Raw genomic sequence first — 15,672 nt, forward strand, 5'->3', positions numbered from 1 at the left:
GGAGTGCGCATGTGGGATGTCATTGATTTATCGCGCTGGCAGTTTGCTCTGACCGCGCTGTATCACTTTTTATTTGTACCCCTTACCCTGGGGCTGATTTTTTTGCTGGCTATCATGGAAACCATTTACGTGGTCACCGGCAAAACAATCTACCGCGATATGACGCGCTTCTGGGGTAAGCTCTTCGGTATCAACTTTGCTCTTGGCGTGGCTACCGGCCTGACGATGGAGTTTCAGTTTGGTACTAACTGGTCATTCTATTCCAACTATGTGGGCGATATTTTTGGCGCACCGCTGGCGATGGAAGCATTAATGGCCTTCTTCCTCGAATCCACCTTTGTCGGGCTGTTCTTCTTCGGCTGGCAACGGCTGAATAAATACCAGCACCTGCTGGTGACGTGGCTGGTGGCGTTCGGTTCAAATCTCTCTGCGTTGTGGATATTGAATGCCAACGGTTGGATGCAATACCCGACCGGTGCGCATTTTGATATCGACACCCTGCGCATGGAAATGACCAGCTTCAGCGAGCTGGTCTTTAACCCGGTCAGCCAGGTGAAATTTGTGCACACCGTAATGGCGGGCTACGTGACCGGGGCCATGTTTATTATGGCGATCAGCGCCTGGTATTTACTGCGCGGACGGGAGCGCGATGTTGCATTACGCTCGTTTGCCATCGGTTCCGTCTTCGGTACTCTGGCGATTATCGGTACGCTGCAACTCGGAGACAGTTCTGCGTATGAAGTCGCGCAAGTACAACCAGTAAAACTGGCGGCGATGGAGGGGGAATGGCAAACGGAACCGGCACCTGCGCCGTTCCATGTGGTTGCCTGGCCGGAACAGGATCAAGAACGCAATGCGTTTGCCATCAAAATTCCCGCGCTGCTAGGGATCCTCGCCACTCACTCATTAGATAAACCCGTGCCGGGTCTGAAGAATTTGATGGCTGAAACCTACCCACGCTTGCAACGCGGACGTATGGCCTGGCTGTTAATGCAGGAAATATCGCAAGGCAATCGTGAGCCGCATGTGTTGCAGGCATTTCGGGAGCTGGAAGGCGACCTTGGTTACGGCATGTTGCTCTCCCGCTATGCGCCGGATATGAATCATGTCACAGCCGCACAGTACCAGGCGGCGATGCGTGGCGCGATACCTCAGGTTGCGCCGGTATTCTGGAGTTTCCGCATCATGGTGGGCTGTGGTTCCCTGCTGCTACTGGTGATGCTTATTGCGCTTGTCCAGACGCTGCGTGGCAAAATCGACCAGCATCGCTGGGTGCTGAAAATGGCGCTCTGGAGTTTGCCGCTGCCGTGGATTGCGATTGAAGCCGGGTGGTTTATGACCGAGTTTGGTCGTCAGCCGTGGGCGATACAGGACATCTTACCGACATACTTCGCGCACTCCGCTTTAACCACAGGACAACTGGCTTTCTCACTGATCATGATCGTAGGGCTTTACACCCTGTTCTTAATCGCCGAAGTCTACCTGATGCAGAAATATGCCCGTCTGGGGCCGAGCGCGATGCAGAGTGAACAACCGACGCAGCAACAGGGGTAAAGGAGAAAATCATGTTTGATTATGAAACATTGCGCTTCATCTGGTGGCTGCTGATTGGCGTGATCCTGGTGGTCTTTATGATCTCCGACGGATTTGACATGGGGATCGGCTGTCTGCTGCCGCTGGTGGCGCGTAATGATGATGAACGTCGGATAGTGATAAACAGCGTTGGCGCGCACTGGGAAGGCAATCAGGTCTGGTTAATCCTCGCAGGTGGGGCATTATTTGCCGCCTGGCCCAGAGTGTATGCAGCGGCGTTTTCCGGCTTTTATGTGGCGATGATCCTGGTGCTGTGCTCGCTGTTCTTCCGCCCGCTGGCCTTTGATTATCGCGGAAAAATTGCCGATGCACGCTGGCGTAAAATGTGGGATGCCGGTCTGGTCATCGGCAGTCTGGTGCCGCCGGTAGTCTTCGGTATTGCCTTCGGCAACTTGCTGCTCGGCGTGCCGTTTGCCTTCACACCGCAATTACGCGTGGAATATCTCGGCAGCTTTTGGCAACTGCTGACGCCATTCCCTTTATTGTGCGGATTGCTCAGCCTTGGGATGGTGATTTTGCAAGGTGGCGTCTGGTTACAACTAAAAACTGTTGGTGCGATTCATCTGCGTTCACAGCTGGCGACTAAACGCGCTGCACTGTTGGTGATGCTGTGCTTTTTGCTGGCGGGTTACTGGCTGTGGGTCGGTATTGATGGCTTTGTACTGCTCGCCCAGGATGCTAACGGTTCTTCCAATCCGTTAATGAAACTGGTGGCAGTGCTACCTGGTGCCTGGATGAATAATTTCGTCGAATCGCCCGTTCTGTGGATCTTCCCGCTGCTGGGGTTCTTCTGCCCATTGCTGACGGTGATGGCGATTTATCGTGGTCGCCCGGGTTGGGGATTTTTGATGGCGTCATTGATGCAATTTGGCGTGATTTTCACGGCAGGCATCACGCTGTTCCCCTTTGTCATGCCGTCAAGCGTGAGTCCGATCTCCAGCCTGACGTTGTGGGACAGTACTTCCAGTCAGCTGACGCTGAGCATCATGTTGGTAATCGTGCTGATATTTTTGCCCATTGTGTTGCTCTACACTCTCTGGAGCTACTACAAAATGTGGGGGCGCATGACAACAGAAACTCTCCGCCGTAACGAAAACGAGCTGTACTAAGGAGCAGGAACAATGTGGTATTTACTTTGGTTCGTCGGCATTTTGTTGATGTGTTCGCTCTCCACCCTTGTGTTGGTATGGCTGGACCCGCGATTGAAAAGTTAACGAACGTAAGTCTGATGCGGCGCATTAGCGTCGTATCAGGCAATCAATAATGTCGGATATGAAAAGCGGAAACATATCGATGAAAGCGATCTTGATCCCATTTTTATCTCTTCTGATTCCGTTAACCCCGCAATCTGCATTCGCTCAGAGTGAGCCGGAGCTGAAGCTGGAAAGTGTGGTGATTGTCAGTCGTCATGGTGTGCGTGCACCAACCAAGGCCACGCAACTGATGCAGGATGTCACCCCAGACGCATGGCCAACCTGGCCGGTAAAACTGGGTTGGCTGACACCGCGCGGTGGTGAGCTGATCGCCTATCTCGGACATTACCAACGCCAGCGTCTGGTAGCCGACGGATTGCTGACGAAAAAGGGCTGCCCGCAGCCTGGTCAGGTCGCGATTATTGCTGATGTCGACGAGCGTACCCGTAAAACAGGCGAAGCCTTCGCCGCCGGGCTGGCACCTGACTGTGCAATAACCGTACATACCCAGGCAGATACGTCCAGTCCCGATCCGTTATTTAATCCTCTAAAAACTGGCGTTTGCCAACTGGATAACGCGAACGTGACTGACGCGATCCTCAGCAGGGCAGGAGGGTCAATTGCTGACTTTACCGGGCATCGGCAAACGGCGTTTCGCGAACTGGAACGGGTGCTTAATTTTCCGCAATCAAACTTGTGCCTTAACCGTGAGAAACAGGACGAAAGCTGTTCATTAACGCAGGCATTACCATCGGAACTCAAGGTGAGCGCCGACAATGTTTCATTAACCGGTGCGGTAAGCCTCGCATCAATGCTGACGGAAATATTTCTCCTGCAACAAGCACAGGGAATGCCGGAGCCGGGGTGGGGAAGGATCACTGATTCACACCAGTGGAACACCTTGCTAAGTTTGCATAACGCGCAATTTTATTTACTACAACGCACGCCAGAGGTTGCCCGCAGTCGCGCCACCCCGTTATTGGATTTGATCATGGCAGCGTTGACGCCCCATCCACCGCAAAAACAGGCGTATGGTGTGACATTACCCACTTCAGTGCTGTTTATTGCCGGACACGATACTAATCTGGCAAATCTCGGCGGCGCACTGGAGCTCAACTGGACGCTTCCAGGTCAGCCGGATAACACGCCGCCAGGGGGGGAACTGGTGTTTGAACGCTGGCGTCGGCTAAGCGATAACAGCCAGTGGATTCAGGTTTCGCTGGTCTTCCAGACTTTACAGCAGATGCGTGATAAAACGCCGCTGTCATTAAATACGCCGCCCGGAGAGGTGAAACTGACCCTGGCAGGATGTGAAGAGCGAAATGCGCAGGGCATGTGTTCGTTGGCAGGTTTTACGCAAATCGTGAATGAAGCACGCATACCGGCGTGCGCTCTCCATCAAGACAAATAAACATTTGCCGCTGTTGGTCCTCGCAGGCCATTTACGCGGCAAAATTCCACACGTAATCCTGGTATAAGCACTTCTGCGTCGCGGGGAGTGAATGCGGAAATATGGACCTGGACTTCTTTACGACCGTCGGAGGGGATAATGAATCCTTTGCCGCTTTTGCGATCAAAGGTTTTGACAATTCCTGTCATTTTACGGGACAAACAAATTCCTTACTGAAAATACTGCGCTGCACTATACGGGGTTAATAAAATAAAGCCAGCGATATTTAAGACCGCCGGACGGCTAAAATAAAATTTGATTAATCTCAATTATCATGCGTTAATAGCTGCGTCGGTTTGAAAGACAGACAGCATACAAAGTAGTTTACTAAAGCAGTTCTCATTATCAGGCATTATCCCCTTCTTTTGAGTCTCTCTCCTGAACACTAAGTAGTTTCTGTATTAAAGCCCTGTTTGCCAAAAGGCCCAAAATGAAGGAAGTAAAATATGTCTAATAAAATGACTGGTTTAGTAAAATGGTTTAACGCAGATAAAGGTTTTGGCTTTATCACTCCTGATGATGGCAGCAAAGACGTTTTCGTCCATTTCACCGCCATCCAGAGCAATGAATTCCGCACGCTGAACGAAAATCAGAAAGTTGAATTTTCTATTGAGCAGGGGCAACGTGGTCCCGCGGCAGCGAACGTTGTTACGCTCTAAGGTTGCCGTTATTACTCAACATCTCCATTTCCGCTGTCCATGTTGTCATGGTTCACAGTACCGCACATCAGCATTCGATGTGACGGAGCGAAATCCTTTAGGGGCAAAGTGTATTTTTTGTAAATCGACGATGATCACCTTTGATAACGTCGCGCTGCAAATACGCACTGACCATGCGCCGCTGGATTTCACAAAATAATATCAGGCTCCCTCGTGGAGCCTTTTTTATATCAGCCTTATTTTTCTTCAACGCTGTATGTATAGTAAGCGATAACCTGTTGATTATTGAATCTTTCGGGGAGATGGCTTATAACATTTCTTACCTGACCAGGGTACCGGGAACCAACACCTTACTGGCGTGTTGCTGTCTTTTAAGACCAGAAGAGGTTAACAGTGAATATTGAAGAGTTAAAAAAACAAGCCGAAACGGAAATCGCTGACTTTATCGCGCAAAAAATCGCCGAGCTGAACAAGAATACAGGGAAAGAAGTCTCTGAAATTCGCTTCACCGCACGAGAAAAAATGACCGGGCTTGAAAGTTATGATGTCAAAATCAAAATAATGTGATTTTGTGAACATCACCCCGTGCGAGGTGATGTTCCGCTTGTTGCTAATTTAGTGCCCAATCATTGGCGCTTGGGGAATTAAGCGTCGGTACAATTCCTCCGGCACCGGGCTTTGCCATACTCCCGCATACATTGCGTAACCAATCACCGCAAACATAATCCCCAGAACCAGTAGCGTCATTAACCAGCCAGACAACGCAAAGGCTTTTTTATTTGCCGCAGGTTTTTGCAGTGAAAAGGTCAATGTTGAGGCTACCGGACATGACTCTACGCAAGTCATACAACCGGTACATTCCACGGTTCGTACCTGAATTAATTTATCGACCGGGATCCGCGATGGGCAATTTTTTGCGCATTTGCCACAATCGATACAACTTTCGGCATTGCGACGAATCTTAAACGGCGACAATAGCGAAACCACGCCCATCAGCGCGCCATATGGGCAAAGATAACGACACCAGGCATGGCGAATAAACAGACTGACAATCAGCAAAACGGTCACGCTGATTAATGTCGCGGTCCCCATATGACGAAAGAAATCGAGCATTTTAACGTCCATCACCACGCTGTAGGGCGACAACATAAAATAGTGAATCGCCTGAGCGGGCATCAATAACGCGATATAGAGAAAAAAACTCAACAGCAAATACTTCACGCCGCGCAGAGGAATATCCAGCCAGCGGGGAAGGACAAATTGCCGACCAAACAGTTTGTTACCGAGATCGCCGATTAATTCAGAAAGCGTACCAACCGGGCATAACCATGAACAAAAGGCCTTTTTTAGTAATAGACTGATGACGATAAAAGCGACCAATAACAGCATCGCGGCGGCGTGGACGGACGGTAACTGGCCTGTTGCAAGGCTATATTTCAGATTCATCAGACCGGCAATCGGTAGCCAGCCTTCGATGCCTCCTGGCCTGGCGACAAATGTCGTACTACCTGCCGTTTCGTAATAGCGCACCCAATACCAGAACGTGATGGCAATATAAATATTAATTGCCAACAGTAATAATTGCGTCGCTTTACGCCAGGTCGTGGCATTGCGCCAGTCATTCCACGGTAATTTGCCGCCCGTCGTGCCTGGCCGCCGCTGCCAGCGGGTTCTTTTTTTCTCTGCCATGATTTTGCCAGTCCGTTAAGTTGCATACCAAATGCCACTATTCTAGTTGTTCTTAACTGGCTGATATTGATTCAAATCGTGTTCAGGTCTTTCTTATTAACCATGCTTCCAGAGCGGCAACACTGCGTGTAATTTCTTCGTGTGGAAGGGGGGCAGATAATGGCTGCTGCTCCAGTTGTGCGCATAGCTGGCTGGCGCTACGCATTCCCAGACTCGAGCAACTGCTTTTTAGCTGATGCGCGGCACGCTTTATTTTCTCGCTATCCTCACTGGCGCGGGCAATGTCGATGTCATCGAGAAGCGGCAGGGCATGTTGTGTAAATAATACCAGCCATTCGTGGATCTTCTCCGTCCCCATTAACTGAGCATCTTCATTGAGTTGCGATACATCCAGCGGTTGTTCGTTATTAGCTGGCAGTTGGAGATAGTGCGCCAGTAACTGACCGAGCACTTCACGCGGCACCGGTTTAGGGATAATCCCGCGAAATAGCGAACTGGTACGCTGGCGCAACGTTTCGTCGATGACATGGGCGCTAAAGCCAATCAAAACCAGCGACGGATATTGCTGTGCCAGTTGTCGGGCAAGCGTAATGCCGTCGATATCCGGTAGATCAAAATCCACCAGTGCGGCAGCAAACGGTTCGCTATTTTGCAGTGCCTCTAAAGCCTGCGCGGCATTGCCAACAGCAACGACCTGCGCACCACTGTTGTTCAGCATCTCAACGGTAATTCGCTGGGTTAGCGGGTTATCTTCAATTAACAGCAAACGTAAACCGTGCAGACACACCGCCTGATTGACTGTTTTTGGCACGGGGGCAGTGGCAACACGTAACGGCAAGCGTAAACAAAAACAGCTTCCAACCTCCGGTGTGCTGGTGGCGCTCAGTTCGCCGCCCATCGCCTGGGCCAGACGGCTACTGATAGTCAGCCCCAGCCCGGTGCCGCCGCGTTTGCCGCTAACCTGAACAAATGGCTGGAAGATTTCAGCCAGTTTCGTGGGATCAATACCGCAGCCGCTGTCTTCCACTTCGACCAGCCATTGTTCGCCATCAGTGCGACTACGCAGGATAATGTGCCCTTCGTCGGTGAAACGCAGAGCGTTGCTCAACAGGTTGGTAATGACCTGACGAATACGCCGCGGATCGCCCATTAACGCAGTCGGTACATCGTCGGCAATTTCTGTTGCCAGGTGAATCGGGCGACCTTTCACCCGTCCGCTCATTAATTGCAGGGTACTTTCCAGCAGCGGGCGCGGTTCAAAGGGTTCATCGCTGACCGAAACATTCTTGCCGCCTGCTTCGATAGCCGAATAATCGAGAATATCGTTGAGGATGGTCAGCAACGATTCACCAGAGTCAGTAATTGCGCGCAAATCATCGCGCTGGGCGTTAAGTGCGGGGTTATCTGCCAGCAGCTGTGCGGTGCCGAGAATACCGTACAGCGGTGTGCGGATCTCATGGCTCATCGCCGCCAGAAACGCCGATTTTGCCTGGCTGGCTTTTTCTGCTTCCGCCCGTGCCTGTCGGTGTTCTATCACCAGTTCCTGCAATTCAGCTGTACGCGCTTTGACCTGTGCCGCCAGCTGTTCGCGGTGGCGATTCAGTGCATGAACACTGCTGCGAAACGCATCCATCAGCCGCCCGATGGTGTCCAGCTCCCGCACGCCAGCGGTTTCCGGAAAAGGGGAGTCGATATCACCGTCCAGTAAGCGTTGCAGCGCCTGCGTTTGTTCGGCAAGTGGACGCGTGACTGAGCGATAAACCACGCGCCAGAGGATCAGAATCAGTGCGCAAAGTGAAACCATCCCCAGCAATAACAAGCTGTACTGCCCGCGTGCACTGGCTTTTTCCAGATGCGCCAGACCGTGCTGATTACGCAGCTCAATGGTGTCGACCAGTTGACTGACTTCGCTACTAAACTGCGCGAACTGGGCGATGTTATTTTGCGTGAGAGTTTGCAGGCGATGACTGATTTCACTGTCCTGCTGATACAGCGCCAGCAAATCGCTATATTGGCTAACGGAAGTTAACGTTGTTGCAACCTGAGCACGAACTCCCGGATCTTCAATGCGTATTTGCCGACGTTGCAGAATTTTCACCGCATTATTGAGCTGCTTTTCCAGCGTTGGCGCATTTTTCTGGATCTGTTCCAGCCCCAGATTCATCACCATTTGCTGCACCCGCAGGGCGCTAAGGCGCAGTTCATTCATCTGGTTAACATACTCAAGATCGATATCAATCAGCCGATCGAGTGCACTTTCTGCGGCCTGACGCTGATGTTGTTCGATCAAATCGTAAATCCCGGCCTGGGTCGCTCCGGCGGAGGTTGCCGCATTATTCGCCTGACCTTGCGCCAGGCGTGCGATCTCATCGGCGGCGGCGACTATCTGCTGACTGAGTCGCTGTTGTTGCTGGCGCAGTTGCAAACGCTGCCCCACCAGTTCCCCTTGCTGACGTAACGAACGGGAGATCTCCTGCTCCTGTTGTTCAATAGCGGTGGTATCAAAACCTTGTTCCCGTAACGCTTGCAGCAACGCATTAATCTTCAGGCTTTGTGCGGTGAGCATTCGCCCCTGCGCCTGCCACATCTTTTCGTTATCGGCACTGGTCAGGTTCTGCGCGGCGAAAAGTTCCCAGGCGCTGGCTTCGCTCAACTGGCGCGCCATATTCATGGTAGGAATCAATGCCTGAGTGTTGTCTTTTTCCACCTGGCTGATAAAGCGCAGGTTGTACCATCCCACCAGGGTACTGGTCAGGGTTAACAGCGCCATCAGGGCAAAGCCCATCCAGAGTCTTCGGGTCAGGGTTAAATTCACGGTCGGTGCACTTAAGGTGAAAAAGGTTGAGTCGCAAAGTGGAATGCATCTAGCATAAAGCCTTATTATTGATGAGGCTATCATGCGCGTACTGCTATTTTTACTTCTTTCCCTTTTCATGTTGTCGGCATTTTCGGCTGATAACCTGTTGCGCTGGCATGATGCGCAGCATTACACGGTACAAGCCTCTACGCCGCTTAAAGCCAAACGCGCATGGAAACTGTGCGCGCTTTATCCCAGCCTGAAAGATTCATACTGGTTATCGTTGAACTATGGTATGCAGGAGGCTGCTCGCCGCTACGGTGTGGATTTAAAAGTGCTGGAGGCAGGCGGCTACAGCCAGTTGGCTACCCAGCAAGCACAAATCGACCAGTGTAAACAGTGGGGCGCAGAGGCCATTTTGCTCGGTAGTAGCACGACGTCATTTCCCGACCTGCAAAAGCAGGTAGCAAGTCTGCCGGTGATCGAACTGGTAAATGCTATTGATGCTCCCCAGGTGAAAAGCCGCGTTGGTGTACCCTGGTTTCAGATGGGCTATCAACCTGGGCGATATCTGGTGCAATGGGCGCACGGTAAACCACTGAACGTGCTGTTGATGCCCGGACCCGATAACGCCGGGGGCAGTAAGGAGATGGTCGAGGGTTTTCGCGCAGCCATTGCCGGAAGCCCGGTGCGTATTGTTGATATTGCGCTTGGTGATAACGATATTGAAATCCAGCGTAACCTGTTGCAGGAGATGCTGGAGCGCCATCCAGAAATCGACGTCGTTGCCGGAACGGCCATTGCGGCAGAGGCGGCAATGGGGGAAGGGCGTAACCTGAAAACGCCGCTTACCGTGGTATCGTTTTATCTTTCACATCAGGTGTATCGCGGGCTGAAGCGGGGAAGAGTGATTATGGCTGCCAGCGATCAAATGGTCTGGCAGGGGGAACTGGCGGTTGAGCAGGCCATCAGGCAATTACAGGGGCAATCGGTGTCTGATAATGTCAGCCCACCGATTTTAGTTCTGACGCCGAAAAATGCCGACCGCGAACATATCCACCGCTCGCTGTCACCGGGGGGATTTCGTCCGGTCTATTATTATCAGCACACATCAGCGGCTAAGAAATAACCTTCACCATGTTGCGTCACCAGTAAATCCGCGCTGAGTTTATGGCGTAAACGACGAATTAACACATCGACGGTGCGCAGGTCAGGGTTTTCCACCCGACGCGCAGAAAGCATACGCAGCAGACGTTCACGGCTGAGAATTTCGCCCGGATTCGTCACAAATGCCACCAACATTTCATACTCTGCGCGGGTCAGTTTAATTGGCTCGCCATCTCGCTCCAGCGTATGGCGCGACACATTCAGGCAATAACCCGCAAAGCGATAGCAGTTGTCCTGAGTGAGTGGTTGCGCCTGTCGCGCGAGGTCGATTCGCCAGAGCAGATTTTTCACTCGTACCACCAGTTCGCGCAGTTCCAGCGGTTTGGTGACATAATCGTCTGCACCCATTTCCAGCCCAACAATACGGTCAATCCGATCGCTGCGTCCGGTAACCAGAATAATCCCTACCGTTGAGCGTTCTCGCAGGGCGCGAGTTAACATCAGGCCATTTTCATCGGGCAAATTGATATCCAGCAGAATTAAATCCACCGGCTGATTCTGCATAATTTCCCGCAGCCCGGCACCGCTCGCCGTAACGGAAACGGTATACCCCTCCTGAGTGAAGTAGGATTGTAATCGCGCCTGGGTAACCGGCTCATCTTCAACAATAACAATGTGATGTGGCATCAGAGAGTTTTACTCATTCTGTTCATATCTGTTCATATTCTGCCGTAAGCCGTTCATCCTGACCAGTGCCGCTGTTCATATTTACTCATTAAGATCGCTTCACTAAACCATAATTTTACAGGGGCTATTATGCGGAAATTCTGGAACGCGCTACGCCGACCCAGTGCTCGTTGGTCGGTACTGGCGCTGGTCGCTATTGGGATTGTGATTGGCATTGCGCTGATTGTATTGCCACACGTTGGGATCAAAGTCACCAGCACAACCGAATTTTGTGTCAGTTGCCACAGTATGCAACCGGTGTATGAAGAATATAAACAGTCGGTGCATTTCCAGAACGCCTCCGGCGTGCGAGCTGAATGCCATGACTGTCATATCCCGCCGGATATTCCAGGCATGGTGAAGCGCAAACTGGAAGCGAGCAACGATATCTACCAGACCTTTATTGCCCACTCTATTGATACACCTGAAAAATTCGAAGCCAAACGCGCGGAACTTGCCGAGCGTGAATGGGCGCGAATGAAAGAAAACAACTCGGCAACCTGCCGCTCCTGCCATAACTACGACGCGATGGATCATGCGAAGCAGCATCCTGAAGCGGCGCGTCAGATGAAGGTGGCAGCGAAAGATAATCAATCCTGCATCGACTGTCATAAAGGTATTGCCCACCAGTTGCCGGATATGAGTAGCGGCTTCCGTAAGCAGTTCGATGAGCTGCGCGCCAGTGCTAATGGCAGTGGCGACACACTGTACTCCATTGATATTAAGCCGATTTATGCGGCGAAAGGCGATAAAGAAGCCTCTGGTTCTCTGCTGCCTGCCTCGGAAGTGAAAGTCCTTAAACGTGACGGCGACTGGCTGCAAATTGAAATTACCGGCTGGACAGAAAGCGCCGGACGTCAGCGTGTACTCACCCAGTTCCCTGGCAAACGCATCTTTGTTGCCTCGATTCGTGGTGATGTGCAGCAGCAGGTGAAAACGCTGGAGAAAACCACCGTTGCCGACACTGATACCGAGTGGAGCAAGTTGCAGGCCACTGCGTGGATGAAGAAAGGTGACATGGTGAACGATATCAAACCGATCTGGGCTTATGCTGATTCGTTGTACAACGGCACCTGTAACCAGTGCCACGGCGCACCGGAAATCTCTCACTTTGACGCTAACGGTTGGATCGGCACGCTCAACGGCATGATTGGCTTTACCAGCCTCGATAAACGTGAAGAACGCACCTTGTTGAAATATCTGCAAATGAATGCGTCTGACACCGCAGGTAAGGCTCACGGCGATAAGAAGGAAGAAAAATAATGAACAATAACGATCTCTTTCAGGCATCACGTCGGCGTTTTCTGGCACAACTCGGCGGCTTAACCGTCGCCGGGATGCTGGGGCCGTCATTGTTAACGCCGCGCAGTGCGACTGCGGCGCAAGCGGCGACTGAGGCTGTCACCTCGAAAGAGGGCATTCTTACCGGGTCGCACTGGGGGGCTATCCGCGCGACGGTGAAGGAGGGTCGCTTTGTGGCGGCAAAACCGTTCGAACTGGATAAATATCCGTCGAAAATGATCGCCGGATTGCCGGATCACGTACACAACGCGGCGCGTATTCGTTACCCGATGGTACGTGTGGACTGGCTGCGTAAGCGCCATCTGAGCGACACCTCCCAGCGCGGTGATAACCGTTTTGTGCGCGTGAGTTGGGATGAAGCCCTCGACATGTTCTATGAAGAACTGGAACGTGTGCAGAAAACGCACGGGCCGAGTGCCTTGCTGACCGCCAGTGGTTGGCAATCGACGGGGATGTTCCATAACGCTTCGGGGATGCTGGCGAAAGCGATTGCCTTGCATGGTAATAGCGTTGGTACGGGCGGAGATTACTCTACCGGTGCTGCGCAGGTGATCCTGCCGCGCGTAGTCGGTTCGATGGAAGTGTATGAACAGCAAACCTCCTGGCCGCTGGTATTGCAGAACAGCAAAACCATTGTGCTGTGGGGCTCCGATTTGCTGAAAAACCAGCAAGCGAACTGGTGGTGCCCGGATCACGATGTTTATGAATATTACGAGCAGCTAAAAGCGAAAGTCGCCGCCGGTGAAATTGAGGTCATCAGCATCGATCCGGTTGTCACATCCACCCATGAGTATCTGGGGCGCGAGCATGTGAAGCACATAGCGGTTAACCCGCAAACTGACGTGCCGCTGCAACTGGCGCTGGCGTATACGCTGTACAGTGAAAACCTGTACGACAAAAACTTCCTCGCTAACTACTGTGTAGGTTTTGAGCAGTTCCTGCAGTACCTGCTGGGTGAGAAAGACGGTCAGCCGAAAGATGCCGCATGGGCTGAAAAACTGACCGGCATTGATGCCGAAACCATTCGTGGGCTGGCGCGGCAGATGGCGGCGAACAGAACGCAGATTATTGCTGGCTGGTGCGTTCAGCGTATGCAGCACGGTGAACAGTGGGCGTGGATGATTGTCGTTCTGGCGGCGATGCTGGGGCAAATTGGCCTGCCAGGTGGTGGCTTTGGTTTTGGCTGGCACTATAACGGCGCAGGCACGCCGGGGCGTAAAGGCGTTATTCTGAGTGGTTTCTCCGGCTCTTCGTCGATTCCGCCTGTTCACGACAACAGTGATTACAAAGGCTACAGCAGCACCATTCCGATTGCCCGTTTTGTCGATGCGATCCTCGAACCGGGGAAAGTGATCAACTGGAACGGTAAATCGGTAAAACTGCCGCCGCTGAAAATGTGTATTTTTGCCGGAACTAACCCGTTCCATCGCCATCAGCAGATCAACCGCATTATTGAAGGCTGGCGTAAGCTGGAAACGGTTATCGCCATAGATAATCAGTGGACCTCAACCTGCCGCTTTGCCGATATCGTACTGCCTGCGACCACGCAGTTTGAGCGTAACGATCTCGACCAGTACGGCAACCACTCCAACCGTGGCATTATCGCCATGAAACAGGTCGTGCCGCCGCAGTTCGAGGCGCGCAACGACTTCGATATTTTCCGCGAGCTGTGCCGTCGCTTTAATCGCGAAGAAGCCTTTACCGAAGGGCTGGACGAAATGGGCTGGCTGAAACGCATCTGGCAGGAAGGTGTACAACAGGGCAAAGGACGCGGCGTTCATCTGCCAGCGTTTGATGACTTCTGGAATAACAAAGAGTATGTCGAGTTTGACCATCCGCAGATGTTTGTTCGTCACCAGGCATTCCGCGAAGATCCGGATCTCGAACCGCTGGGCACGCCGAGTGGCCTGATTGAGATCTACTCGAAAACTATCGCCGATATGAACTACGACGATTGTCAGGGGCATCCGATGTGGTTTGAGAAAATCGAACGCTCCCACGGTGGGCCTGGCTCGCAGAAGTATCCGTTGCATCTGCAATCTGTGCATCCTGATTTCCGACTTCACTCGCAGTTATGTGAGTCGGAAACGCTGCGTCAGCAATATACGGTAGCGGGCAAAGAGCCAGTGTTCATTAACCCGCAGGATGCCAGCGCACGCGGTATTCGTAACGGTGATGTGGTACGCGTCTTTAACGCTCGTGGTCAGGTGTTGGCAGGGGCAGTGGTTTCTGACCGTTATGCACCCGGCGTGGCGCGAATTCATGAAGGGGCATGGTACGATCCAGATAAAGGCGGCGAGCCTGGTGCGCTGTGCAAATACGGTAACCCCAACGTGTTGACCATCGACATCGGTACTTCTCAGCTGGCGCAGGCGACCAGTGCGCATACCACGCTGGTGGAAATTGAGAAGTACAACGGAACAGTGGAGCAGGTGACGGCGTTTAACGGCCCTGTTGAGATGGTGGCGCAGTGCGAATATGTTCCCGCGTCGCAGGTGAAATCATGACCACGCTGACAGCACAACAGATTGCCTGTGTTTACGCCTGGCTGGCGCAGTTGTTCTCCCGTGAACTGGACGATGAACAACTGACGCAAATCGCCAGTGCGCAGATGGCTGAATGGTTTTCGTTGCTGAAAAGTGAACCGCCGCTCACTGCGGCGGTGAATGAGCTGGAAAACCGTATTGCAGCCCTGACCGTACGTGACGATGCCCGTCTGGAACTGGCCGCTGACTTTTGCGGCCTGTTTCTGATGACCGACAAACAAGCTGCGCTGCCGTATGCATCGGCCTACAAACAGGACGAGCAAGAGATTAAACGTTTGTTAGTTGAGGCAGGGATGGAAACCAGCGGCAATTTCAACGAACCGGCAGATCATCTGGCGATCTATCTCGAGTTGTTGAGTCATCTGCATTTTTCGCTGGGAGAGGGGAGCGTTCCTGCGCGAAGAATCGACGGTTTGCGGGAAAAAACACTGACGGCGCTGTGGCAATGGTTACCAGAGTTTGTTGCGCGTTGTCGTCAGTATGACAGCTTTGGTTTTTACGCGGCACTAAGCCAGTTATTGCTGGTGTTAGTGGAGAGCGACCACCAAAACAGATAACGTCGTTTGTGCGCCTGAAAAGACGCGTTTAGCGTCGCATCAGGCATCAGGGC

The 15,672-nt window shown here is 52.3% G+C and carries 15 protein-coding genes and 1 pseudogene; 12 read left to right on the forward strand and 4 right to left on the reverse strand.

Annotated elements, in window-relative coordinates; translation table 11 throughout:
* Positions 1–9: 9 nt before the first annotated feature.
* The 4 genes from appC (at position 10) to appA (ending at position 4,197) form a co-directional block, all read left to right on the forward strand.
* The gene (gene appC / locus ACJHYR_RS07165; RefSeq protein WP_000263562.1) at positions 10–1,554 is read left to right on the forward strand and encodes a cytochrome bd-II oxidase subunit 1; all 1,545 of its coding nucleotides are present in this window, start codon (positions 10–12) and stop codon (positions 1,552–1,554) included.
* A gap of 11 nt (positions 1,555–1,565) precedes the next feature.
* Complete coding sequence (appB, locus tag ACJHYR_RS07170) at positions 1,566–2,702, forward strand: cytochrome d ubiquinol oxidase subunit II (protein WP_059327875.1); 1,137 nt, start codon at positions 1,566–1,568, stop codon at positions 2,700–2,702.
* Between the two features lie 12 nt (positions 2,703–2,714).
* Complete coding sequence (cbdX, locus tag ACJHYR_RS07175) at positions 2,715–2,807, forward strand: cytochrome bd-II oxidase subunit CbdX (RefSeq protein ID WP_000270305.1); 93 nt, start codon at positions 2,715–2,717, stop codon at positions 2,805–2,807.
* A gap of 79 nt (positions 2,808–2,886) precedes the next feature.
* Positions 2,887–4,197 (forward strand): bifunctional acid phosphatase/4-phytase, encoded by a 1,311-nt coding sequence (gene appA, locus ACJHYR_RS07180; RefSeq protein WP_001314609.1) that lies wholly within the window; start codon positions 2,887–2,889, stop codon positions 4,195–4,197.
* On the opposite strand, the gene cspH is transcribed toward appA, so the two are convergent.
* The gene (gene cspH / locus ACJHYR_RS07185; protein WP_000087763.1) at positions 4,185–4,397 is read right to left on the reverse strand and encodes a cold shock-like protein CspH; all 213 of its coding nucleotides are present in this window, start codon (positions 4,395–4,397) and stop codon (positions 4,185–4,187) included. The genes appA and cspH overlap by 13 nt on opposite strands.
* A gap of 285 nt (positions 4,398–4,682) precedes the next feature.
* Here cspH and cspG point away from each other — a divergent pair, with 285 nt between their 5' ends.
* Genes cspG through ACJHYR_RS07205 form a run of 4 tightly spaced genes read left to right on the forward strand, consistent with a single transcriptional unit; the run spans position 4,683 to position 5,462 of the window.
* Positions 4,683–4,895 carry a cold shock protein CspG gene (gene cspG, locus ACJHYR_RS07190; protein ID WP_000066490.1) on the forward strand — a complete coding sequence of 71 codons (213 nt, stop codon included), beginning with the start codon at positions 4,683–4,685 and terminating at the stop codon, positions 4,893–4,895.
* 10 nt (positions 4,896–4,905) lie between these two features.
* Positions 4,906–5,094, forward strand: coding sequence for a cold-shock protein (locus ACJHYR_RS07195; RefSeq protein ID WP_071524879.1), 189 nt, complete (start codon positions 4,906–4,908; stop codon positions 5,092–5,094).
* Entirely contained in the window at positions 5,069–5,299 is a 231-nt protein-coding gene (ymcE, locus tag ACJHYR_RS07200) for a protein YmcE (protein ID WP_001309400.1), read from the forward strand. The genes ACJHYR_RS07195 and ymcE overlap by 26 nt, the downstream gene beginning before the upstream one ends.
* Complete coding sequence (locus ACJHYR_RS07205; protein ID WP_001019197.1) at positions 5,289–5,462, forward strand: GnsA/GnsB family addiction module toxin; 174 nt, start codon at positions 5,289–5,291, stop codon at positions 5,460–5,462. Before ymcE ends, ACJHYR_RS07205 begins: the two co-directional genes overlap by 11 nt.
* Before the next feature lie 48 nt (positions 5,463–5,510).
* Here the strand turns inward: ACJHYR_RS07205 and ACJHYR_RS07210 are convergent, their stop codons facing one another.
* Positions 5,511–6,584, reverse strand: coding sequence for a 4Fe-4S binding protein (locus ACJHYR_RS07210; RefSeq protein ID WP_000818458.1), 1,074 nt, complete (start codon positions 6,582–6,584; stop codon positions 5,511–5,513).
* Positions 6,585–6,655: 71 nt separating this feature from the next.
* Positions 6,656–9,399 (reverse strand): annotated as a pseudogene (gene torS, locus ACJHYR_RS07215) (TMAO reductase system sensor histidine kinase/response regulator TorS).
* An 82-nt stretch (positions 9,400–9,481) separates the two neighbouring features.
* On the opposite strand from torS, the gene torT reads away from it, so the two are divergent.
* On the forward strand, positions 9,482–10,510 hold the full coding sequence (torT, locus tag ACJHYR_RS07220) for a TMAO reductase system periplasmic protein TorT (RefSeq protein WP_001264958.1): 1,029 nt from the start codon (positions 9,482–9,484) through the stop codon (positions 10,508–10,510).
* Here the strand turns inward: torT and torR are convergent.
* Entirely contained in the window at positions 10,483–11,175 is a 693-nt protein-coding gene (torR, locus tag ACJHYR_RS07225; RefSeq protein WP_001120117.1) for a two-component system response regulator TorR, read from the reverse strand. The two genes, torT and torR, sit on opposite strands and share 28 nt — an antisense overlap.
* Positions 11,176–11,304: 129 nt before the next feature.
* On the opposite strand from torR, the gene torC reads away from it, so the two are divergent.
* Genes torC through torD form a run of 3 tightly spaced genes read left to right on the forward strand, consistent with a single transcriptional unit; the run spans position 11,305 to position 15,619 of the window.
* Positions 11,305–12,477: a pentaheme c-type cytochrome TorC gene (gene torC, locus ACJHYR_RS07230; RefSeq protein ID WP_001586877.1), complete on the forward strand. Its 1,173-nt coding sequence runs from the start codon at positions 11,305–11,307 to the stop codon at positions 12,475–12,477.
* Positions 12,477–15,023, forward strand: coding sequence for a trimethylamine-N-oxide reductase TorA (gene torA / locus ACJHYR_RS07235; protein ID WP_042028126.1), 2,547 nt, complete (start codon positions 12,477–12,479; stop codon positions 15,021–15,023). The genes torC and torA overlap by 1 nt, the downstream gene beginning before the upstream one ends.
* Entirely contained in the window at positions 15,020–15,619 is a 600-nt protein-coding gene (torD, locus tag ACJHYR_RS07240; protein WP_024042224.1) for a molecular chaperone TorD, read from the forward strand. The genes torA and torD overlap by 4 nt, the downstream gene beginning before the upstream one ends.
* The last annotated feature ends 53 nt before the right edge of the window (positions 15,620–15,672 follow it).

Origin of the sequence: Escherichia sp. WS1450 (assembly GCF_046487395.1) — a bacterium.
Taxonomy (GTDB): Bacteria; Pseudomonadota; Gammaproteobacteria; order Enterobacterales; family Enterobacteriaceae; genus Escherichia; species Escherichia coli.